At 41.4% G+C, this 24,009-nt stretch carries 18 protein-coding genes; 3 read left to right on the top strand and 15 right to left on the bottom strand.

All coding sequences use genetic code 11. The features are described from left to right. Positions 1 to 14: 14 nt before the first annotated feature. The 3 genes from BR63_RS03610 to BR63_RS03600 are packed head-to-tail and all read right to left on the bottom strand — an operon-like array spanning position 15 to position 7,207. Positions 15 to 2,204, bottom strand: coding sequence for a DEAD/DEAH box helicase (locus BR63_RS03610; protein WP_034424798.1), 2,190 nt, complete (start codon positions 2,202 to 2,204; stop codon positions 15 to 17). After that, a complete protein-coding gene (locus BR63_RS03605; RefSeq protein ID WP_034424801.1) occupies positions 2,201 to 3,529 on the bottom strand; it encodes an ATP-binding protein in 1,329 nt (442 codons plus the stop codon). Before BR63_RS03605 ends, BR63_RS03610 begins: the two co-directional genes overlap by 4 nt. 15 nt (positions 3,530 to 3,544) lie before the next feature. Then, the gene (locus tag BR63_RS03600; protein ID WP_034424804.1) at positions 3,545 to 7,207 is read right to left on the bottom strand and encodes a TerB N- and C- terminal domain-containing protein; all 3,663 of its coding nucleotides are present in this window, start codon (positions 7,205 to 7,207) and stop codon (positions 3,545 to 3,547) included. 469 nt (positions 7,208 to 7,676) lie between these two features. Here BR63_RS03600 and BR63_RS03595 point away from each other — a divergent pair, with 469 nt between their 5' ends. Further along, positions 7,677 to 8,078, top strand: a complete 402-nt coding sequence (locus BR63_RS03595; RefSeq protein ID WP_207724759.1) for a hypothetical protein — start codon at positions 7,677 to 7,679, stop codon at positions 8,076 to 8,078. A gap of 50 nt (positions 8,079 to 8,128) precedes the next feature. Here BR63_RS03595 and istB read toward each other — a convergent pair whose 3' ends face one another. Both istB and BR63_RS03585 read right to left on the bottom strand, forming a co-directional pair. Further along, entirely contained in the window at positions 8,129 to 8,884 is a 756-nt protein-coding gene (gene istB, locus BR63_RS03590; protein ID WP_187142695.1) for an IS21-like element helper ATPase IstB, read from the bottom strand. Further along, positions 8,872 to 10,434 (bottom strand): DDE-type integrase/transposase/recombinase, encoded by a 1,563-nt coding sequence (locus BR63_RS03585; RefSeq protein WP_187142697.1) that lies wholly within the window; start codon positions 10,432 to 10,434, stop codon positions 8,872 to 8,874. The genes istB and BR63_RS03585 overlap by 13 nt, the downstream gene beginning before the upstream one ends. A gap of 274 nt (positions 10,435 to 10,708) precedes the next feature. On the opposite strand from BR63_RS03585, the gene BR63_RS03580 reads away from it, so the two are divergent. Next, positions 10,709 to 11,725 (top strand): transposase, encoded by a 1,017-nt coding sequence (locus tag BR63_RS03580; protein ID WP_243270060.1) that lies wholly within the window; start codon positions 10,709 to 10,711, stop codon positions 11,723 to 11,725. Between the two features lie 195 nt (positions 11,726 to 11,920). Here the strand turns inward: BR63_RS03580 and BR63_RS03575 are convergent, their stop codons facing one another. The 9 genes from BR63_RS03575 to BR63_RS03540 form a co-directional block, all read right to left on the bottom strand. After that, entirely contained in the window at positions 11,921 to 12,442 is a 522-nt protein-coding gene (locus BR63_RS03575; RefSeq protein ID WP_207724758.1) for a mismatch-specific DNA-glycosylase, read from the bottom strand. 253 nt (positions 12,443 to 12,695) lie between these two features. Continuing rightward, entirely contained in the window at positions 12,696 to 14,294 is a 1,599-nt protein-coding gene (locus BR63_RS03570; RefSeq protein ID WP_034425898.1) for a bactofilin family protein, read from the bottom strand. Further along, positions 14,285 to 15,571 (bottom strand): glycosyltransferase family 2 protein, encoded by a 1,287-nt coding sequence (locus tag BR63_RS03565; RefSeq protein WP_243270059.1) that lies wholly within the window; start codon positions 15,569 to 15,571, stop codon positions 14,285 to 14,287. The genes BR63_RS03570 and BR63_RS03565 overlap by 10 nt, the downstream gene beginning before the upstream one ends. Continuing rightward, complete coding sequence (locus tag BR63_RS03560; RefSeq protein WP_153802196.1) at positions 15,556 to 16,368, bottom strand: hypothetical protein; 813 nt, start codon at positions 16,366 to 16,368, stop codon at positions 15,556 to 15,558. The genes BR63_RS03565 and BR63_RS03560 overlap by 16 nt, the downstream gene beginning before the upstream one ends. 186 nt (positions 16,369 to 16,554) lie before the next feature. Continuing rightward, the gene (locus tag BR63_RS03555) at positions 16,555 to 16,731 is read right to left on the bottom strand and encodes a hypothetical protein (RefSeq protein WP_187142832.1); all 177 of its coding nucleotides are present in this window, start codon (positions 16,729 to 16,731) and stop codon (positions 16,555 to 16,557) included. A gap of 221 nt (positions 16,732 to 16,952) precedes the next feature. Beyond that, on the bottom strand, positions 16,953 to 17,591 hold the full coding sequence (locus BR63_RS03550; protein ID WP_243270058.1) for a GGDEF domain-containing protein: 639 nt from the start codon (positions 17,589 to 17,591) through the stop codon (positions 16,953 to 16,955). Beyond that, positions 17,570 to 17,956, bottom strand: coding sequence for a PAS domain-containing protein (locus BR63_RS19435; RefSeq protein ID WP_243270103.1), 387 nt, complete (start codon positions 17,954 to 17,956; stop codon positions 17,570 to 17,572). The genes BR63_RS03550 and BR63_RS19435 overlap by 22 nt, the downstream gene beginning before the upstream one ends. 181 nt (positions 17,957 to 18,137) lie before the next feature. Continuing rightward, positions 18,138 to 18,350, bottom strand: coding sequence for a sigma-70 family RNA polymerase sigma factor (locus BR63_RS03545; protein WP_081908343.1), 213 nt, complete (start codon positions 18,348 to 18,350; stop codon positions 18,138 to 18,140). A gap of 233 nt (positions 18,351 to 18,583) precedes the next feature. Beyond that, positions 18,584 to 20,092, bottom strand: a complete 1,509-nt coding sequence (locus tag BR63_RS03540; RefSeq protein ID WP_051966292.1) for a restriction endonuclease subunit S domain-containing protein — start codon at positions 20,090 to 20,092, stop codon at positions 18,584 to 18,586. Between the two features lie 313 nt (positions 20,093 to 20,405). Between BR63_RS03540 and BR63_RS03535 the strand changes: the two genes are divergently transcribed. Continuing rightward, complete coding sequence (locus tag BR63_RS03535; RefSeq protein WP_243269998.1) at positions 20,406 to 21,863, top strand: transposase; 1,458 nt, start codon at positions 20,406 to 20,408, stop codon at positions 21,861 to 21,863. On the opposite strand, the gene BR63_RS03530 is transcribed toward BR63_RS03535, so the two are convergent. Then, on the bottom strand, positions 21,823 to 23,850 hold the full coding sequence (locus tag BR63_RS03530; RefSeq protein WP_051966320.1) for an HsdM family class I SAM-dependent methyltransferase: 2,028 nt from the start codon (positions 23,848 to 23,850) through the stop codon (positions 21,823 to 21,825). The genes BR63_RS03535 and BR63_RS03530 overlap by 41 nt on opposite strands. Between the last annotated feature and the right edge of the window lie 159 nt (positions 23,851 to 24,009).

Genomic DNA, 24,009 nt, shown 5'->3' with positions numbered 1-24,009 from the left:
ATTCTTACCTCCTTTCAGCCTAATTGATTAAACAGCCAATGTCTTGCTTCGTTCAGGTCCAGATAATCATAGATGAACGCTTTCCTGAGCAAAGCTGGTGGGATAAATTCATCATATTTCTCCAGTTTTGGTGCTTCATCCTCGCTTACTAACTGCTGAATATCAACAACACGATCCATAATCTCCCTTAGTGTAGCCTCAATTTCAAACCCTTGACTGTCATGCATGCTAAAGATTAGGAAATAAGGCGAAAAACCTCCTACATTCCGTATGCCAAATAAATCTGCTCCAACATAGCGCAAACACCTGTCCAGAGTCCGGTAAGCCACAGTTCCCATCCAGGGGAATAAACAATAGCTGTCTCCTCCCAGAGAAAGTATATTGTCTTTCAATAGACCAGTCTCACGTGCTAACTTGCGGGCTTCATTCAACCTGTCAACAGCGCCGGGCTGAAGGTAAGGGTATACCATATCTTCCTGCAAGACTTTCTTCATACGCTGGAGTATTTTTGTATGGACATTCCCGCTCCCGCCGCTCCACGATGTTTTGATTTTTCCCTTTACAGCTTTTGCGTAAATAGTTTTACGTTTTATATCAATGTCAAGAACCTCCCATGTACGACCAGCCAAAGCAAAACGCTCCCCTTTCGGAGGCGGGGATAGAATACTGCCTATTTCCTTTGACTCATCCCGTACAGAATATTCCTCATTATCCGGAAATACTGCGTAGAAGCGGAAACTACCAACCACCTGCTCCCCGGCCAATCCGATGAGCAGACCTCTTTCATCTGTTTTCTGGATATGGTCAATTTCAATCAAGTATAGTAATAGTTGCCTGAAATCTTCATTCGGTATGTCTTTAAAGGGACTCAACGTTAATACTCTCTGCGCAAGTGCCGCGGGAGCCAATTCTCCCATGGCAGCCAGTGTGCTCATGGTCTGATGGTACAGCAGGCTGAAAGGATACTTTTTCTGCTTTACAGGTTCAATCCACCTTTCTTCCAAATAAAGCTGGATTATGGCAATGGATTGAAGAAGAGACCAAGGAATCTGGTTAGGTAGTAGATCATTTTGTACCGGCTTTTCCTCCTTGCAAACAAGCCACATTTCAGAAGGAGTACCCCTTCTTCCCGAACGCCCCAGCCTCTGTAAAAAGCTTGAAACAGATAAAGGTGTTTCCAGTTGGATGACCCGTTCCAGTTGTCCCAGATCAATGCCCAGCTCTAACGTAACGGTAGCAGCAGTGATACAAGGCTCCTGTGAATCCTTCATTGCCTTCTCCGCTGCTTCCCGGAGAGGAGCTGAGATACTTCCATGATGAACATGATAAATATCCGACATTTTTTTGCCTTCCGCCATCTGACGCAGAGTAGCAATAGTATGCTCTGTCTGTTCCCGGTTATTTGCAAAAATTAAACATTTCCTGTTTATGGACTGGTTAAAAATATATTCGTCATAGGGAGAACCAGCTTGCCTTTGAGGTTCTTCATCCTCTTCGTTATCTATGTAAAAGTGTTCTACAGCCAAACGGAACTTTTGCTGCCCAGACTGTATTTTCGGTGTTATAACCGTCTTTCCAGTTCCGTAGGCCAACCATTTCTCTGCTAGGGAATAATCGCCCAGTGTTGCGGAAAGTCCTATTCTCCTGGGCTGGATGCAGGTCAACCGCATCAACCGTTCTAATTGGCAGAGCACCTGGCTTCCACGGTCTGTCCCCATAAAGGCGTGTACTTCATCGATGATGATAAACCGAAGGTCGGAAAACAGTCGCAAAATATCGGTGCTCCTGTTAATCAACATACTCTCTAGAGACTCGGGTGTAATCTGTAAAATCCCCTTTGGATCTTTCATCATCTTGTTTTTGTGGCTTTGGGAAACATCTCCATGCCAGTGCCAAACCGGAATGTGTGCTTCTTCAAGCAAATCGTTGAGTCGCATGAACTGGTCGTTGATTAAGGCCTTCAACGGACCGATATAGAGAGCGCCAATGGTCGTAGACGGATTTTCATGGAGCAGGGTTATCACCGGTAAAAACGCGGCTTCGGTTTTTCCCGCCGCAGTTCCCGCGGCCAGCAGCAGGTGGGCCTCCGACTCAAAAATAACCCTGCAGGCTTCAACCTGGACTGCCCGCAGTTCCGTCCAACCATGATTGTAAATGTATTCCTGGATAAAAGGAGCTAGTCTGTAAAAAGGATTCACGCTCATAACGTAAACTCCGCAAATTCACTTTCATCTATCTGGTCCGGGTCTTTATCGGCTGATTTTATCTGGAAATCCGGTCCATGCAGAACATGACCAAAGGAGATATCCGGATTCTGGTGCAGTATGTTCAGAATGCTAATAAAATCCCTGACAACCTCTCTTGGTGTCAAAAGCTCATCCGCACCCATACGGCCTGCCACCGCCTGCATAAACTCGATTATGTCGTTTGAGGAGATTGCCGGCTCATAACCATAGTGGTTTTTATGAACTTCCAACAAGCGATTTAAAAGAACGAATATTTCTTCATGGGTTAGGGTTTGAAGACGGATAATGGGTCCGGTGAGGTCACGAAAACCGTCTTTTGTAAACCGGCTTTCCGAGAACCTGGTACGCAAGGCCTCATAACAGTACAACCCCCTTCTCTGGTCCTCTACGAATTGGGGGGTTCCACCCAGAATAATTCCAAGATTCTGCGCTTTCCCCTGCATAGTGTCGTTAAACATGGTCAGGAGCTTTTCATAATTGCTTTGCCTGGAAACGGAGTTGGTAATCTTATACAGATTAACACCCTCATCTATAAAGATTACCAAACCCTTATATCCGATGTGCGAGACAAATGAGGCCATTAGTTTGATGTAGTCATACCAGCTTTCGTCATCAATAATCATCTGGACATTCATGAAAGTTCTCGCTTCGGTCTTGGTCGCAAATTCACCGCGAAGCCAGCGCAGTGCAGCACTCTTTTTAGCATCATCCCCCTGCCGGTATCCATTCCAGTAGGTGATCACAACATTGGCAAAGTCAAACCCATGCACCATTCCTTCAATACTGTTGACAACCTCCAGGATTTTTACCTCCACTGCCTCTCCAAAGCCGTTGTCATTAGGCCGTAACCCCGTATCTTTAACTACTTGCATCTGGATTCCCGATATCCATCGCTCTAGGATTGAGGCCAGAGCCCCCCCATCAGGCCTGGTTTTAGTAGACATGTTGGTGATGAGATCACGGTATGTACTTAACCCCTGCCCCTTAGCCCCCACCAAACGGCGCTCTGGTGACAAATCGGTATCTGCAACCACGAAATCTCTTTCCATCGCATAATTGCGGATGATCTGCATCAGAAAGCTCTTGCCGCTTCCATATCGCCCTACTACAAGCCGGAAGGAGGCTCCCCCCTCCGCAACGTTTTCAAGGTCAGCCAACAGTGATTCAATTTCATCCTTTCGTCCCACAGCAATATACTCCAAGCCAATGCGGGGAACCACACCCGCGGACAAGGAATGAATCAATGCAGTACTGATTCTCTTCGGTATCTTCATTTGACTCATACAAACCACCTATCTTCATGCGGTAATTTTTTTAACCATTTCCAGGTATTCTTCATTGATTACCGGCGGAAAAGACTCCACTTCAATAATCATGTCTCCAATATTCTCCAGTGCTAATTCGTTTATGGAATCAATTAGCATTTCCGGCATCATAAAGCTCTCCTCGGCAATTCTGTTTATGCTTGATACCAAATCTTCTTGCTTTACAATGGCTAAAAGGGCTTTATATTGGAAGGCTGAAATATTCGCTCTGAAGCGTTCCCATTCTTCAGGCAAGTCTAAAGCCTTGTAGGTATCTTCCGCCTTTTGAATCGTTGGTTCTTCCAGACGGGGCAACAGGTACTCCAGTTCATCCCGGAAATCGTCGGCAACAACCTTTTTATCTCTTTCAACAGCAATAAGCAGATCTCCGACGTACTTGAGAGATACCTCATTGATGCTGTCTACAACAGGGTCAATAAACATATCCGGAAATAGCCCGTTAAGTTCTTTGTCTCCCAGCTCCCACTGATGTTCTGCCAGGACTCTGAGCAAATGCAATTGCTGGCGGTCGAGCACCCTAAGCATCTGGTGGACAGGTTCCAAATCAGTGAGTAGTTTGTCCAGCGTACCTGGCGGTCTTTCGATTCTACCAGCTATTATTGTTGGTTCAACATTCTGTACTTTACCAGGAACTTCAGTAACACCTTCGTCTGCAATCAGCATATCCCGCACTTTATCGGAGTCTTTGATTAACTGTGCCACCTTTGAAGCGTCTATCTCAATCTTGGGAGACGGTTTTACCGTTATTTCCGGTCCTTTTAGTTCGGAAGTTAAATAATCATCTATCCATTTCATGATATCGGGTTCTATCGTATACCCCCGAAGCCTTCCCGTATACCCTTTAATCTCCCTGAGCTTGTTTTCAGTGTGCTTTACTACACTTGTGAGGAAATCCCGCAAAGGCTTGTGCTTAGTGAAAGGAACAGTCTCGATAGTAATCTCGCGACTGCTTTTATGGCAGTAAACAGCACTGCGGAAGGGCTCTCTTTGGATCTTTTCCGTCTGACTTGGTTTGAAGAAGTCCAGAATTCCTAAATGATGCTTTTGTAACAGGTAGGCATTCACTTTTTCTATGGTCTTGGGTATATACTCTTCTAAAAGGGCCTGGCAGCCTTCGTTGTAAAACTTGCTCCGCAGAACATTATAATCTGTCAGTTGATTAATCAGAGCTAATGGAAGCTGGGGTAACCCCAACTTACTATAGCTTGCCAGAAGTATATCCGGATAAAATGAATAAATATTCCTGTTGACAAGCTGTTTATATATCTCAAGAAGGTCAACGTTACACTTGTGCAACGCGACATAATCGGTAATCCAGTCTACCAGGTAATGGTCTAACTTCGGAAAGCATTCCCGATAATTAATCCACACATTATACAACTGCCAATACCCGTCCATCGGGTCTCTAACACCTACGTTGTTAATCAATTCATAGACATGCACAAATATATACGATAGGTCTGTATCGTGATAGATACCTTTACGCACCTGCCCCCGCCAGTAAAAGTACCATTTTTGCTGTTCACGGCTCATGGAATTATAAGTTGGCCAGTAAGACATGAACGGTATGAATTTTGCGCTATACTCCACATATCCAACCCTTTTTTTCGCTTCTTCTACAAAAGAGCTGTCTCCACTGTAATAACGATTGGAGTTCTCAATACTTATGGAGATAACAATCCCTGAATTTTCTTTATCAGAAACCTGTATCCTCTTTTCTGTTCTAGGCGGAATAGGCATGGTTTTATCTGGGAAATCGCTTTTGACAGTTAATTCAGCAGGATACCCTTGTAGATTCTTGTTATTCACAGGTTTGTATTTGAGTCTGTAAGGCGGCGGTAAAACGACTCTTTTCTCATTAGGGTTTCGCAGCCCATATTTCCAGCCTATCTCCCTATCCTGTATGCCAAATATTGTTGAAAGCGCTTCAAAGGACTGCCGGTGGCTATAAAATTCAGTACCTGTAAAAACACCTAGCACCACACGGGCTTTACATGAGACAAGATTGTTGAATAACCTTGATGTACTGGATTTAACTAAGGCATCAGGTTCCATAATCAAAAGAATATCCCACTTAGCCTGGCTTAGCCCCGGATAAAGCTCCAAAGCATTGGGTGTTGCCGCAAACACTCCTGCTGTATTTGCCTTCAACTCCGGGTCTTTTTTGTTCCCATCATATCTTCCGGAAAGGATCTGTTTCCATTTCTCCGACATACCGTCAAAAAGGACTTTTTTCCCTACTATTAGTATCCTGACTTTTGGTGATTTTTGCAGCACTTTTGCAAGATTTTCAAGCACTGTAGTCTGATATTCGGCAAATGTTCCGATAAATCCGCCTGGAATTCCCCATTGCTCCAAAAAATCCAGATGCTTGAGCGCAATACTATATGGAGTATCGTCAGCCGGAAGCTTTATCTCCGGAAATTCAATACGCTGCCAAGGGCCATCAAAACGTTCCGACCCCCTCCGAAGAATTTCAGTGGTGGTAAGTTTTATGTAATTGCTTAATGATGTCCCATCCATCAGTCGCCCCATAGGCCCAAGACCCAGCTGTTTCAGTTTTTCCACTGGATACCAGCCGGTGTTCAACCGGATATATTTTGTCTCGGGTAAAATTTTACGGGAGATTTCTTCTGCCTTTACTCGTTCTTTTTCACAAACAAAAAGCGGAACTGCTTCAGCGGTGCCTACACTGTTCAATTCCTTTCTTTCCACCAATAGAACTAACTCCCCGGCACTTTCCAGGATGCGATGCATCTTAGCCAATTCTTCCACATTACCCTGTGTCCATTTTCTGATCCTTGGAAGAATATGCTTCTGAAAGACAGCGATATCATCCCCCAGTAGGGAAAAGCTTTTACTTTGCAAAGGCAGTTTTACAGGAAGCTTTGCTACATTAAGCCCCTCACAAAGAATATGTTCTGAAATAACATACCCTTCCACAGAGGGTATTTCACTAATACTTTCTGCTTTTACCCTCCACAGGATTTCACATCCGATTGAGTTCTCTCCAACTTCGTTAATCCTAATTATAAAGGCAGGTTCCGTTCCCGTACTTATCTCGCATTTTACAGGGAGCCCGCGTTTTTCCCATTCAGAGATGACATGGCTGACGAACTCAAGAATTTCTTTTCCTTGAATTTTGGTTTTATCGAGCCATAACTCATCGTTTTCGTTCAGTCCTGGTATGTTCCAATAGCCATTTTTTGAAACAAACCAGCCTTTTCCGAAATATGTCCCCTCCATTTTTTGAAGAATAACTTGCTCTGCATCACTCCAGCTATAATTAATTTCAAATTTTGCAGGTATATTAATCGGTTTTAGCGTTTTAATTTCCTCAGGTATCAAAACTTCAAGCTGGTTATTCTGATCCACGGAATTTATAAAGGATAATTCCGTTTTTACCTGTTCCAAGTTTTCAAACGGTATTACTAAACGTTCTTTCTCCTTTTTTATGCAAGGTGACAGCTTGCCCAACTCCATATGTTTGTTCAATAACTGAGTAAAAGGCACTTTTCTGGTTCCTTTATATGTATTTAAAACTATTCGCTTGTTTTCAATGGATAGAACTACCCGATATTTTGAGCCTGAAAATACCTTTTTAATTCCATCAATTATTTTCTTAACAAAACTCATTTATCATTTCTCCAATTTCATATCATTAAGCAACTGAGATTCCTGTAAGCAAACTATTTCATATTGTTACTGACAGAAGATTGTCAGTCGGGATGGTTTTATTAGATATTGAATAAAGCATTATGTAATAGTTTAAGAGCAATGATTACCTTAAACTCCTACATCAACACTATTCTCATATTATAAACAACTAAATTATACCAAAATATTACATCGTTTTACTGCTAAATTAACAAAAAAGCCCATATTAAGGCTCAAAATTATGATTACTATCTATGCTTTGAATCATATTTTCTCTTTATTACAGGAGTTATGCAGTTGGTGGAAATAAATAGAAAATGATAACTCCAAAAATATTTTAAAAAAAGATCCTAATTTTCGACAAAAAAGGCTTGACTTTTTCGAAAAGCCCCCATAATCGCTTTGGATGGTATTTTCTACCATCACTCTAGCGATATGGGTGATGTTGATGAAGAAACTGTGTAAACCAACTTTCGAGAAAAAAGATCACGGTCAAGGTGCCGGAATCCCGGTACTCAAGACAATTTGGGATTTGTTTGACCTTCTCTGCTGTTTTCCCAGTCCGGAATACGCAAACACTCCGGAATTCCAGCGTGGCTCCTGGCTTTTGCCTACATCTGCGGCCTTGTTAATCATTCAAGTTCTGCAAATCAAAATGCTAAGTTTTCAACGGAAGCTCCATTTTTACAACAACTGCTTTCCGGGCAAATCATCTCTCAAAGTGCCTTCAGCCGGTTTCTCTCCAAGCCCTTTCAGTGGCTCCGGTTCTCTTTGGGCAGATTTGCCAGGTTACAAGAAAACACGGATAGCAGGCTGTAAACGTCAATATCAAATGTACCAAAAACGCTAATATTTTTTGTACCACTTTGAGCTAATTTCTACCAATAAAATTCCCAGTAATTAATTTCCAAAAATGGTTCTTCGATTTTCTAGTCTGTAGCTTGGGCCATCCAGGGTAAATATCTCACACTGGTGGGCCAGACGGTCGAGGATTGCGGCGGTTATCATACTGTCACCTATGAACTCACTCCATTCCTCGAAGCTTTTGTTACTGGTCAAGATGATAGATGTTTTTAGATACAGTAAATTCACTAATTCATATAGCTTGTTCGCGTCCTGTTTAGAGATGGGCAAGAAGCCCACCTCGTCCAGGATGACCAGATCACTGTTCTTTATGGCCTTGACCCTTCTTGCGGCCCTAGGGCTGATTTCCGAAGTCTTTAGAATCCGCATCAACTCGTCAAGACTGATGAATGATACGTGATATCCGGCCTCTACCGCCTTCAACCCGAGTCCGATTGAAAGCCTCGTTTTGCCGAGCCCGGTAGGACCCAGGAACATGATGTTATAAGCCTTCTCCAGCCAGGCCAATTCAGCCAGTTGTTTGATGTGAGCTTTGCTTATCCCTGTAAAACCCTTACGGTTAAAATCAAAGCTGTCTAATCCTTCTACATAGGGGAAACAAGCAGCTTTCAGCCTTTTTGCTTTTCCTTTGGCGTTTCTGCCGTCAATTTCAAGGTTTAATAACTTATCCAATACATCAAGCGGTGTCTTGTTGGCCAAGGCCGCCTCCGCAACAACCGTCTCGAGACTGTGGGAAGCTTCGATAAGGTTCAGTTGTTTCAGCTTGGACGCCACAACAGTTAATTCAGCCATGTTCCGGCGCCCCCTTTCAGGCAGTTGATCATATCCTGCAGATTTCTTTTGGCCACTTTAAGGCTGGATAAGCTTGAATTGTTTGTGGTATGAATATCCGAGGGGACCGGCTTGTTCTCTGTTTCCTTTATGCCCTGGCTAAAATGGATGACCGCATCCCGAAAATCAACCGCACTGTTAAGTTCATTTGTCAGGCAATACTGAAGGGCCGCGTCCACAGCCTCGCTGCTGTATTGACTGATGGTCTTTTCGATTAACTGGAACTGATCCCTGACATATCTTTTCTTCCCTGCATGTATCCGGTCAAGATACTTTTCAGCTGTAGCAGGGTCTAAAAATCTGGCTTTTAAAGCCTCTTTCATGCCGGCAATCTTAATGTTCTTGTTTCTGATATGATTGTTGTTTTGGATTAATTTACCCTTTTCCAAGCATATCTTGTGCCTGGCCAGCAGTATATCGCAAAAACCGGCATATATAAGCAGTTCATCTTCCTGAATCTGCAATTGGACATCTTCATAAACTCCAAAACTTCCGGTGGGTACGGTATATCTGCTGCCCTCATACATGACGGTGTTGTCTTTTCTGATTTTTCGCAGTAATATATTACTATCAGGATTTTCTATTTTGTATGATACCGGAGTGAGGTAGCCACGTTCTATTTCAAACACCTCAGCCGGTATTTTCTTTGTAATTGAGTGTTTTTTGGCGTTACCGGTTCTGTGAAGCCATTTTTCAAATTCCTCATCCCATATCCATTGTTCGGAATATTGCCGATATCTTGCGAAATTGTACTTAAAGAATTTTACCACAGCTTCAATCCGGCCCTTACTTGGCGGATCGCCTTTCCGGCAGAGGTAGATATTCAGCTTCTCGTTTTGTCTGAACGCTTCAAACTCTTTTGTATAAAGTATATCGCCATAATTTTCATCCACTGCAATCAGCCTGTCCTGGTCAAATACCAGTTCTTTAGGCTTGCCGCCCATCCATTCAAAACAGCATTTAATGGCGTTTACCATATCCATAGCATCCGGTGGTTTTGAAAACCATACCCCGTACTTATATCTTGAAGTTGAAAGCACAAACCCAATACAGTAAAGTTTCTGATATCGCCTTGTCCGAACATTTTCGACTGATATGGTCCCAATATCAACCTGCATCTGCAATCCCATCGGAGGATCCAGGACTGCTTCATAGTTGCGGTCATCACCTTCCGGCTTGATATTGTAATCTATCCGTAACATTCGGACATATCTTCTGACACTGTTTTCTGCCAGAGTCGGGTTGTACTTTTCTTTTAACCAATCATAAATTTGGGCAGCGGTTATTTCACGATAAGTCCGCAACCATGAGATAATCAACTCTTTGTGTTGCTCAAGGCTGGATTTCTTAGCCGGTTCGAGGATTGTCTCCTGAAACTCATCAGGTGTCATATCCCAGTATTTCTTAACAGTATTACGATGAATCTGTAGCATTTTTGCCACCTTACGTTGTTTAAAACCTTCACTTTTCATTACCTGAATTTTACTGTACATGTGCCACCTCTTAATCATTTTTCGCCTCCCATAATATTACTTTTTTGGTTCCGCACCAATTAAGATAATACCATGAAAAGCCATAATATTTGCCATTACTGGCTTATTTTAGTGGCACACTTTTCATTAGCGTTTTTGGTACACTTTATTTTAGCATTTACACAGGCTGACCGACGGCGATATCATTGCCTTAGACGATACCAAAATTGAGCATCCTCACGGTAAAAAAATCCCTTTTCTCTGTTGGCTCTTTGACAGTTCGGATAAGTGCAATGTATGGTGCATTAATCTTGTGTCGACTCTGGCTGTCTTAAAGAATGGGCTCGAATATCCCATGCTGTGGCGCTTTTGGGTTAAAACCGGTCAGGAGAATGAAAAACAAAGCAAGCTTGATCTTGCTAAACAGATGCTCGCAGAGGCTCGTCAGCTGAACAAGGCCAGACTATGGGTAGCCATGGATCGCTGGTTTTTGTGTAAAAAGTTCCTGAACTGGCTGATGGGTCAAAATTTTGACTGGGTTACCAAAGCCAAACGTAACACAGCGCTATTCAGGAAAATCTACGACCCGGTACTAGGAAAGGAACGCTACATTAAACTTAATCCGAAGCAACTGCTGCGAGAAGTTTATTCCCAGCTTCGGGTCCTTGGCAAAGAATCGGTTCTCAGTATTCCGGACATTTACATCAAAATGCCCTATGAGACCTTAACACGCAAGGGAAAACCCATTACTAGACAACGTTTTTTACCCATAGCTGCCATTGCAGCCACTTATGAGAAGCAGGCTGTCGAGGGCAGCATAGTTCTTCCGGAGGAAGAATGCCCGGCAACCTTCAAGGATGCGTATCTCCTGATAAGCAATCGCGTAGATACGCCGGAAGAAGCTGCAACTGCCTATGTTAAACGATGGAGAATAGAAGTTTTTTACCGCACCGCTAAACAGAATCTTGGTTTAACATCTTGCTATGCTCAGTCTGAAACAGCTCATTTCGCACATGTGGAGCTCTTGTTTACAGCGAAGACCCTTCTTTGTTATGCCTCTTGGGAGTGCAATAAAGAAGGCGCCGAACAAGCCCCCTCCCTCTGCGAAGTGATAAGGTACTTCTTCAACGCCGGTTGTCGGATCCGCTGTTGCGAGCAGTTGATCCAAGTCTATTTTGACACGGCAACCCAGCGTTTTTCAAGGCTTATTGATAAATTCTGGCCACATTCTTTGGAGCTTAGGTTATGGGATTGGGAAAATTATCCTGAAACTGCACAACTACTGTACTATCATATGCGTGCATTTTCTCCAAAAGTTCTAGGGGGCTAAATAGAGAACGCCCTGGATAATCTGCTTCCGTGGTCCGATTCTATTCCCTCATACTGCCGAGTAAAAAAATGAGTTTAGTTAGAATCCTCACCTTATTTGCAAGGTGGGGATTATTTTACGCTTACGTCACTATGGGGTCCCACCGTTGAAACAAACTGTTCCACCCCATTCTTGCGGAAGAGGTTATTCCGCTATTTATTCGGGACTTGTGTAGTGCCCCTGTTTATCATACCGTCCTACATACTCGGCAAGTTCCAACCAGTATTGTTCATTCCAGTAAGCTCGTGCCGCACCCGAGGTTGATGGTAAGACGAAAACAGCCGATGACCCCACTCTTTCCGGTTGTAACCCGTATTTTACAGGACGACCCAGGAATTCCATAGCAGCTCGCTTGCCATTAAAAACAACCACTTTTGGAGACGCTTTTTCCAGACGCTGCCTAAGACCCGCAATATTAAAGACTTCTTTCTTTAAAGTATTATCATTCCCTGAAGCCTTTTTCACTAAATCGGTGAGACCTATACCATAGTTCAAAAGGATACGATATTCTTGTGGCTGTAACTGGCGAGGAGTTAGGCCAATCCTGTAGAGTACTGCCCAGAATTGGTTGCCTCGCCCGGCATAATAAGCCCCAATGGCAGCAGACCGGTTCCCAACCGCCATCCCGCAGAAAACCACCTTAAGGCCCGGTTTAAGAACGTCAGGAAGGATATCCATCAGAAGAATCATCTCCTCTGGTTACAAACCTAACGATCTCTTCCATAAGTCTCTTAAGCCCCGCATTGACTTCATTCCGATCGCTAGCGCCATTTAAGTGTAATATTATATGCTCGGGGATTTCCGTTTAGCTACTCGACTCTCTTCTTCCCTGCAGTAAGCATCTTGTTCATCTTGCTTCCGGAGAATACGGTGACTGTTGATAGTCACATGGTTGACAGCCTTTCCGTTACTGCGAGTGAGTTCTACGGCATCACGATTGCCGAGTAAGCAGCATAAAATCGTGCTCAGTAACCCGTCCCGTACCCTGCATGGACGGCATTTTGGCATATACTTCATTGATTGCACCAATAACGTCATCTGAATACTGCTGATATGCATCACTCTCAAATCGGATACGTCCAGGGACAAGCATCAGGTATTTGTTTACGCCTTCTGGCAGCGAAGCCATGATACCCCTTAGAACTTCGGAATTCTGAAGAATATTGTTAGTATCATAATGAAATCGTTCCAACACTCTATCCTTAAAATAGACATGGTCCTTTGTTATCAGCACCGGCTCAGTTTCCAATTGGCCGCCATCCGGTTTGCCATCTATGCCATAAGAGAATTCTTCTGCAACCGCCTGCTTATCCTTAAAAAACCTTTCATATTCCTGTACTTTTTTGAGAATTACTGTGGCAGATACACTGGTAGTGATAACCGCAAAAAGTACTACTGCGCTAATTACAGCCGGCCAAGGTTTTTTCAACAGGTACTCCTTTTCAGGGCGTGGACGGGACAAAACGGGCAAGGTGGCTGTATCCGTTTTGCAAAAGTTGTTATCAGGGCAGCATATTCCACCCGCTTCTGAATTAACATAGCCGTGGACTCGGCAGTTTTTCTCAAAAATGATCTTTCCCCGTGCGATAACTGATTTTGTTTTGCCAGGTTGGCCAATAGTTACACCGCTTTCGGCATACAAGTTCCCCTGTGTGAAAACCGTTCCATATACACGTGCATTTTGCCCCAGATAAATATCTTCCTCCGCAAAAAGGTTGCCATAAACCACCGCATGGTCACACAGTCTTATGCTTTTATGGGAGCGAATATGTCCTTTAACAGTAAGGCTGTTTAGTACGATAATATTGTGTATGGTTATGATGGACCCTGTCAAAACACCGGCATCATCTGTAAGGTCATCGTCCACATATTTTATGTTCCGGAAACAGCCTAAAGCAACCGCTTCTAAATTTATATCCTGACTGCGGTCATTAAACAGTGATTCTTCCCCGGGTGCTTGTCCAAATAAGATGGTGGGCGCAAATAAACGCCTAAAACGAGAATTGCTGCCGATTATGATTTTTGTGGTGCTGCTAGCACTTATACCCAGGTCACAGTCATCAAAGACAGTGAGCGTCCCTTCAGCATCTACCCACCGTAAAACTCGGGTACCACTGCCTAAAACCAGGTCCTTTTTGCTGCAAATAGCCCTGACCGTCTTAATACCAAACAAATAGGCATTTTGGCAAGCATAAACCTCTTTTTCAAAGCTGATGCCTGCCGGTGGCCGGAATTCCAGATTTTCCGCATATACGATACTATGGCAGACTGGAGGATATTCTGCTATTCCATCGGCTTCCAAAATATTCTCTTCTCTTGAGAGGAAAATCTTACCTGAGCCATCATAATTTGCCCACTGTTGGTCAAACAGCCTAGTAAACGATTTAACAAAATAACGGGGGTCTTTTACTTTTGACTGTTGAATGTCGAGCACATCGCCACTGCTTTTTCGCAGGGAAACAAGGCTAAAGAGAATTGGGAAGAGCAACATGATGATGAAGATTATTATGGAAACTAAAATTAATGCCAATGCTGTGTCACTCCTGCCTTAACACTATTCTCAAACCGTTTAGTCTTTACCCACTTCACATCACGCTTAGTTATGAGGTCAATCACAGCATCCAGGAATCCTAAACTGATGTACCACAAATAGTAATAATAATTGAATGCTATAAGCGGTAATAGCAAAATGTCTCTTTTTACTCCATCAACCATTAGCGCTATGGCGATTTCGTAAAAAGGGGCAAAATTTCCGAAACTGTTATAGGCACCAACAAAAAAGATTGCCCACCATCCTGAAAAAACGTTCATCTCTCCCAGAAAAAACAGAGCGATAGAGTCAATCAGTCCAAGAGCAAACAAAAATGGTACCGCATACACAATCAAGAGCAGCAATCCATCTATCTTTTCACGCAAGGTCATATGCTTCGAAAAAATCACCGGTAAAAAATAACGGAACATAACAGCGTTATGACCACGGGACCAGCGCCGCACCTGTTTAGCCCGTGCCTTCCACGTTTCAGGAACTTCTTCGTAACATTCGGCAGCATTGGCATAGACCACTTTCCATCCCTTGGTATAAAGCCGGTATGTCAGCTCTGTATCCTCAGCAAGGACGCGCGGGTCAAACCCTCCTGTTTCTATTATTATACTTTTACGAAAACCACCCACAGTACCGCCATATTGCGGTATAGTCTTTAAATTATACCGCGCCTGCTGGTCCGCTTGGTACCCTCCCGAGCGTTCCAGATTAAGCAGCCTCGTTAACAAATTCTTATTTGTATTATAGGGAATCACCCTGCCCATCACTGCACCAACCTCAGGGTCTGCAAAGGCAAGGACAAGCTGCCGCAGCAGATCTTTGCCCGGGCGGTAGTCCGCATCAAAGACTATGATGATTTCCCCCTTTGCTAGCTGCATTGCATCGTTTAGGCTTGCAGGCTTGCCGCGCTCTTCCGAATAACGGTGCAGCGGTTGGATAAGGGGGTGCCTGCGGTGGTATTCATCCAGCATTTTCCCCGTTGCATCGGACGAATTATCGTTAATAGGGATGATTTCAAAGCGGTCTTTTTCATAATTACATTCCAGTAACGCGTCCAGTACATATTGCAGGACATTCTCCTCGTTATGCATGGGAATAAGTACCGATACGAATGGCAATTCGCTATCGTATATATCGCTGTAATACATCCTCTGTCGCCCAAAGATTCGGTTATAGGAGAAAATGAAATGGCGAACCGCATAAACAAGCATCAAAATCACGATAAACACAAAATATGCTTTTAAGACAGTTACAGCCAATGCCACATCGCTCTCCCCTCGCCTTGGCCAAGTCGCTTAATCTGCTGATTAATATAAATACTATAGAAACATACAAGATATAAGAAATCAAACATCGGCCCCAATGAAAAAAACAGCGATGCCATATAAAGTGAGGAGGCCTTGGATACAATAAAAATGGAAACCAAGTAGCGCACGCACCCAAATATGAATGAATATGCCATAGTTCCGAAAAAGACAACAAGCCTGCCTTTCAAACTGCCGTAGCCGAGTATTCCAGTGATGAGACCTGATAGAACCAGAAAAGACAGCCAAATACCTACCTGTTGCTGAATGTATAATTCCGAATACTGTGTCGCTGAGTAAGGGTAAGAATCTTTTGCAAACATAAAATAAGTACCTGCAACCAGATGTATCAAAAGTATAATGGCAAAATAGATTAAGAGTGGAGTTCCTCTTTTACTACTTTTAATGAGAAAGAAGCATATAAAAAGAAGGAGAAGGGTAACCACAAGATTTGTTGTAACCTCCTGGAAAGACGGCATTTTGCTTGGAATCTGTACATAGTAGACGCCGCCAAAGAGCGGAAGAAATTCTCCGTAGCCAATGCCTAAAGAAATCACAGGGATAACAAGCGAAAGCGCCTCCTTAATCCAAACTGCCAACAGATAACTTATTTTTGTGTAAAAGAAAAGAAAAATGATCAAACTGGGCAAAACAACCCATAACAGAAAGAACAATTGTTCCTTGCTATTAGGCTTTAAATGCCTGTATGATCGCGAAAAATATATTTGCGTCTTCCATCTTAAATTTTGCGCACTCAAAATATCGCCTCGCATCCATAACTGGATTCTGTCCCGTATGGCATTTCACCTATATTATTACATATGAGCCTTCCAATGCAAACCCGCAGAAAAACCATGTTGTCAAGGGTATATTAATAGTTCAGATGTAGGCTTTTATTTCCTGCACATCGGCAATCGCCACAGGGTTGATTCTTACTTTGAATTTCACGCTAAGATCTCCAATGCTTTCTTGAGGTCATCAAGGGATTTCCATTCCTCTCCTGTTTTGATTGCATCCTCTGCCTCGGAGAACTTTGACAAAAGCTTGATCACCGCCAACTGTTTTTCGTATTCTTGCATATCCAAAAGAACATAGACAACGTGATATTTTACATCAAACATGTCTTATCAAAATATCTTTTTTGAACACTCATTATCCTTACCCTCAATATAGCAAAGCGCCTGAAACCCTTCACCCATCATCCTTTCACCCTCTCAATCCTTGCAACGCTTTCTACATGCTTCGAGCGGCGAAAAGCGGTCAAAAGAAAACTCTCTGATATGTTTCCTTTAAGCATTGTAAAAAGAAACCCCGGTTTACACAGGGTCGCTAATCTTAGTAGCTATTCACATTCATTCATATACCGCACACAATTCCTGCCGGCAGCCTTTGCCTCATACATCATATTGTCTGCCCTATTCACCAATGTATCGATCGTATCTTCGGGGCAGCAGCCGGCAACCCCGAAACTGGCAGTCACACTACCCACGCCCGGTATATCCATGCGGCTTAAACTTTCCCGCAGTTCTTCCGCTAGATGGACCGCGTTTTTTACCGTTGTATCCGGCAGAAGTATAATAAATTCCTCCCCGCCCCAGCGGGCCAGGGTATCTATTTTGCGGATCCTGTTCTTAATCAATTCAGCCATGCTTTTAAGGACTAAATCACCGGCGTTGTGACCGAAGCAGTCATTGATGCTCTTAAAGCAGTCTATATCCAGCATGATCAGGGAAAACTTATTACCGCTTCGCTTGGCGCGCTCTATTTCTTCTTCCAGTTTATGCGTAAAATAGCGTCGGTTATAGGTGTTTGTCAAAACATCTGTTACAGATAAATGGCGGAGTTCCTCTTCCATTTTTTTGTACCTGGTAACATCAGTAGCATAATGAAGATAGACCTCCTCTCCCAACGGAATCCACCAGGTATCCCAGATGCCCCCTGCAAACTCCACTTCGCTGTTTATCGGCTCATTTCTGACCAAAGCTTCGTCTCCTCGGCAGAAGTAGCATTTGGTTCCCGGCAGCGGCGAGCCGTTTTTTTTTTTTTTAATGCCTCCCGGTATTCATCCGGCAGGTTTCCCCCGCCAAGGACTCTTTCCCAGCAATAATCACCGACTTTTGTCCCAAATAATGACGCCGCCGCTTTATTCTGCGCCAAAATACGGCGCTCCCTTGATACCAGCCAGGCCGGACTGGGAATGCCCTTCAGCATCAGGCGACTCTGCTCCTCTTTGCGCCTTTTTTCCTCTTCCAATTGTTTTCTTTCGGTCAGGTCAACAACCAACGCCAGACATAATTTTTCTCCCCCGTAATCGAAAAGCTGTAAATTTATTTCCACAGGATACAGGGAACCGTCCTTCCGGCGGTGTACTGTGTTAAATAAGACCTGCTCCTGTTCCCCGCTGACCAGAGGGGCAAAGAGTTCCCCAAACTATTCTTCTATTCTGCTTATTACATCTTTGTATTACAGCCAGAACTAAGCCACAAATGATGCAATTGAGTCATTTCGTGTAGTTTTTTAAACGGCTCTATGATAATCCCTTTATTAATTTTTCTAATGCTCTCTTTTCTATTCGAGAAACATAAGAACGGGAGATACCTAACATTTTAGCAATTTCACGTTGTGTTTTACGAATGCCATTTAGCAAGCCAAAGCGCAATTCTAAAACTTTTCTTTCTCTTTTTCCTAAATTTTTAATCTGTGCAAGCATTTGTTCAAATTCCACATTATTCTGGACCATTTCTGGAACAATGTCAGGATCTGTGCCCAGGACATCGATGAGGGTGATTTCGTTTACATCAATAGTTTATCTGTTTTGTTTAATATCCCCGATTCCTATTTTGCCCAGTGACGACTTCCCAGACTGAAGTCTGGAAAAATATATATACATTATTTACCAGGAAATATTTTTATAGGAAACTGGACATCATCGGATATTCTTCTTCTCCTACTCCACCGCTAAGAGCCGGAATCCTAGAGTGGGCAAATACGGCCCGTGTGATGGCTTGGGGTCCATATTTTGTTTAAATAAAAATCCTTATCCTTTAAATTATCGTTTTTAATATCAGCCACTATTTTCTTAAGAGCGGCGAAGCATAATATTCTAAAATTATTTAGCTCAAATATACCTGCTTCTTTAAGCTTTTCAGGTTCGTGTTTGAATGGTTGGATTTCAACAATATTATGATAAAGTTTTGCTAATTTCATGATTAAATCGTTTGTGAAATTAGGTATGTTAATCGTATTCCAATAACCAACCGCAAAACTTCCTCCCTGTCCGCCTACAGACAATTTTTTAAAAATACCTTTAGCTCGTAAATAATTTAAATACAATCCTAAGAAAATTGATTTTTCTATTGGTGAATTCTTATTACTTGGACAAATTATCATGCCATGAAAATTTGTTGTGAACTTGAGTTCATCATCACAAATAATAAATATCTTTCCAACTGTCCCCTCTGCGGAAAACAAAATATTGCCATGTTCTAAATACCAAACAGGGTTTCTAGCTCCAATATAACTATTCTCTAAAATGTATCCACCTTCTGAAATATCACTTGGGTAAACAAGGATGTGATAATTGGGTCTATATTCTTTGGTTTGTATCGAACGTCCTAAATCTCTTTTTGCTAAATTTGGTCCCCTCTTTAATTTGAAACCAAACTCTTCGATACTAAAATAACCATTTTTGTACTTTCTTACATTCTCATTTAATTCAAATACTTCTTTTGAATATATACCCGCATCAACCCTTTTTTCTTTTAAAAGTTTGAGAATTGTAGGGTTCTCATAATTCACTTTATGTTGCATTAATTCAGTTTCAATCATATTTTCAGAAGCCCTAAGCTTTTGATATGAGCATTTCTCGGAAAACGCCAAGTTTTTGATTAAAGCTTCAAAAATATCATATACCCATTCTTCTTCTGGTCTAATCTGAGGTATAAAGCATTCCATAAATAAATCGCCGGAATGCCTAATTGTAGAACCTTTTGGTGTTTTTGAATCCAATTGCTCTAAAAAGTAGTCATCTTTCATGAAAGCTAAGCAATAATATTTAAATTTCTCTTCCCTAAAGTTTAATTTTAAAACCCCCGATGAGATGATTGTTTCCTCATTCGAGTCATCAATATATAAACAAGCATCACCGATATTAGCATCTTTACACATTAAAATATCGAAATTATTAACCATATTCTTGAAACCATAATGCGGATTAAGATAAATCAACTTATCTTGTTCGAAAGTTACGTTGAGTTTATTAATGCAACTGTTTCTTAAAAATCGTATTGCTGATTTCTTAACATACGTTATACTTCCCGGTTCTTCACCCTTAACATATGGTACATTCTCCGATAAAAATGTTGAAATCTTAGTTTTCAACTTTCTTTTAATGGATATTTGTTTATAGTTGTTTGGTGAAAGAGACTTTTTCTTAATAATATTTTCAAATAGAATTTCATCAGGTATTAGTATATTATGCATATTTCTACTCCAAAAATAATTTTTTTAACTCGGCTTCTTGGAACAAGCACCATTCCTTAAATTCACGGACAATTATACTGAAATCTTCATTAAGAACTGATTCACCATGCTCATTAATAATGGTCTCGAAAGTTTCTTCATTAAGTAACAGGAGTTATGCAGTTGGTGGAAATAAATAGAAAATAATAACTCAAAAAATATTTTAAAAAAGATCCTAATTTTCGACAAAAAAGGTCTTGACTTTTTCGAAAAGCCCCCATAATCGCTTTGGATGGTATTTTTTACCATCACTCTAGCGATATGGGTGATGTTGATGAAGAAACTGTGTAAACCAACTTTCGAAAAAAAGGATCACGGTCAAGGTGCCGGAATCCCGGTACTCAAGACAATTTGGGATTTGTTTGACCTGTCTCTGCTGTTTTCCCAGTCCGGAATACGCAAACACTCCGGAATTCCAGCGTGGCTCCTGGCTTTTGCCTACATCTGCGGCCTTGCTAATCATTCAAGTTCTGCAAATCAAAATGCTAAGTTTTCAACGGAAGCTCCATTTTTACAACAACTGCTTTCCGGGCAAATCATCTCTCAAAGTGCCTTCAGCCGGTTTCTCTCCAAGCCCTTTCAGTGGCTCCGGTTCTCTTTGGGCAGATTTGCCAGGTTACAAGAAAACACGGATAGCAGGCTGACCGACGGCGATATCATTGCCTTAGACGATACTAAAATTGAGCATCCTCACGGTAAAAAAATCCCCTTTCTCTGTTGGCTCTTTGACAGTTCGGATAAGTGCCATGTATGGTGCATTAATCTTGTGTCGACCCTGGCTGTCTTAAAGAATGGGCTCGAATATCCTATGCTGTGGCGCTTCTGGGTTAAAAATGGCCAGGAGAATGAAAAACAAACCAAGCTTGATCTTGCTAAACAGATGCTCGCAGAGGTGCGTCAGTTGAACAAGGCCAGACTCTGGGTAGCCATGGATCGCTGGTTTTTGTGTAAAAAGTTCCTGAACTGGCTGATGGGTCAAAATTTTGACTGGGTTACCAAAGCCAAACGTAACACGGCGCTATTCAGGAAAATCTACGACCCGGTACTAGGAAAGGAACGCTACATTAAACTTAATCCGAAGCAACTGCTGCGAGAAGTTTATTCCCAGCTTCGGGTCCTTGGCAAAGAATCGGTTCTCAGTATTCCGGACATTTACATCAAAATGCCCTATGAGACCTTAACACGCAAGGGAAAACCCATTACTAGACAACGTTTTTTACCCATAGCTGCCATTGCAGCCACTTATGAGAAGCAGGCTGTCGAGGGCAGCATAGTTCTTCCGGAGGAAGAATGCCCGGCAACCTTCAAGGATGCGTATCTCCTGATAAGCAATCGCGTAGATACGCCGGAAGAAGCTGCAACTGCCTATGCTAAACGATGGAGAATAGAAGTTTTTTACCGCACCGCTAAACAGAATCTTGGTTTAACATCTTGCTATGCTCAGTCTGAAACAGCTCATTTCGCACATGTGGAGCTCTTGTTTACAGCGAAGACCCTTCTTTGTTATGCCTCTTGGGAGTGCAATAAAGAAGGCGCCGAACAAGCCCCCTCCCTCTGCGAAGTGATAAGGTACTTCTTCAACGCCGGTTGTCGGATCCGCTGTTGCGAGCAGTTGATCCAAGTCTATTTTGACACGGCAACCCAGCGTTTTTCAAGGCTTATTGATAAATTCTGGCCACATTCTTTGGAACTTAGGTTATGGAATTGGAAAAATTATCCTGAAACTGCATAACTACTGTAAGTAAGTAGTCTTTTTCAAAAATAACATTACGATTTGAGGTTTTCTTAATATAACCTACATTGTGTATTTCTCTAACAAAAACAGAATAATTATTTTCAATTAGCTCATTCAATCGATTCTTAGATGGTTTATACGCAACTATTATTGTGGTATTAACCCCTGTCTCCGCAAATACATTGGGGGGCAAATCAAATAAGGCAACAAGTCTTACATTTTTCATGAGCCATTCTCTCACGAAAGTCCATGTATTATTGGAAGCAATACTATTACTTAACACGATTCCAAATCTGCCGCCTTCTTTAATAGTTCTGACTGCATTCTCAAGAAAAACGACTCCTAAATCAAGACCTGATTTAGGGTTTTCCTCAACATACAGTTGATATAATTCATAAAGTTCCGCTAGATTTCGGTGTGCTGGATTGCTTAAATCAAGACTTCTTCCTTTTCCAAAGGGAGGATTGGTTAAAATTACATCATATTTCATTAACTCAGTTGTATCAAACCAATTATCCCAATTCCCAAACCGATGCTCATCATTATTTAAGGTAACAATTTCCCCTTCAGTCGATAATTTTTGATTAATAGAACCTGAGTCGGGCACGTATTTGATAACCGCATTTCCATCTCCATTTAATAGCATATTTAATTGTGCTAAAACAGTCATATCATAGTCTTTATCGAAACCATATAAATTCCTATCATCAAGTTTTGCATTAGCGTTTACATAACTCATTGATAAAAAATCACCAATTCCGCAACAAGGGTCACATACCGTTTCTGTTCTTCGAGGATTTACTATATTAACCATGAACTCGATGATGGGTAACGGAGTAAGGAACTGGGCATTTTCATCTTTTTTGAACTTAGTTGCGAAGTTATAGAATACAAGTTGATACAAGTCACCTCTTCGAGAACGAACAAATGAATACTTCTCAAATTGTCTAACAATCTCGGTTACAACTCTAACATGTCTTATGTTTTTCCAATCAATTCGGCTTGTTGATAAAATATTCTTATAATATCTTTTAGCTTCAGAATATAAATCTTGCATTCTTGTAATGAAAGATTGAACATCTTTATTTGACAAGGTATCACGTAATATTTCGCTATCATCCACGAAGAATCTTATATAACTCCCATGTAAATCTGATTGTTTCTCATCAAATATTTTTATTGCAATCATCTGAATAAGAATCTGATAGCCTTCTTCGTTAAATAAACTAACTGATTCCAATGTTCTCAGAATATGACTTAACGCCAGTTTGATATTTTCATCAGTAATAGTATGAACAATGTCGAGGTCTTCAACCTTTAATTCTCTTTTATTAATAATAGTGGTACTATTCCGTTTAATTAAGTTTTTAAAGCTTGGAATTAGATAATAAGGGTCGGTAATTTCAAGTTGATACTTTTCTAAGATGCGTTGACTTGAAAGAAAATTTTTAGAGTTATCATAACGAGTTATTTCATTATTTACTTTCTTAAATAAATAAAGTCTTCCTGTATCGTAGTAAATACCTAGTACAAAATTAGCATCAGGTTCTTTTATGGAAGCTTTAATCTGAGAATTAAAAACTTGTTCAATTTTTTTGTCATTTCTTTTAAACTCTATAACGCAAATGGCTAACTCTCTAAGACGATTAAGTGCATCCTGGTCATTATCTTCCCGATATTTTTTATAAAAATCTATCCATTCTAATGAACTAAAGATGACAGCATCTATCTTTATTGGACTTGATTTAATATTTCCTTTAGGGAAATAAATTTCTGTTCCAATATAATCACGTGAATACAAACCTGAGGCAATCAATGAAAAAATAAACTGCCATTTATAATACTCTTCGTTCGGATTACCATTAATATCTTTAATCTTGATGTTATCAAGATATTTTCCATCAACCGTTACAAGAGACCTCGATAATACATTTTTGTTTTTATATTCCGTATCAAATTTGATTTTAGCCTCCGAAAAATTCATAAAGCGGTTCTCCTTCTAAACGATAATGTAGTTTATAATTTTAATAATACCATGCCAACTATGATGACAGAGATTTTTTTCATTACCAATTGACTTTTTATAATATAAGTGGAAATATTTTTTAACGGAATTTACCATTATTTTAATATTGAGCCACTG

This window comes from Thermanaerosceptrum fracticalcis (assembly GCF_000746025.2).
Classification (GTDB): domain Bacteria; phylum Bacillota; class Peptococcia; order DRI-13; family DRI-13; genus Thermanaerosceptrum; species Thermanaerosceptrum fracticalcis.
The sequence above is the reverse complement of the archived record's forward strand: the minus strand, read 5'-3'. Positions and strand labels throughout refer to the sequence as shown.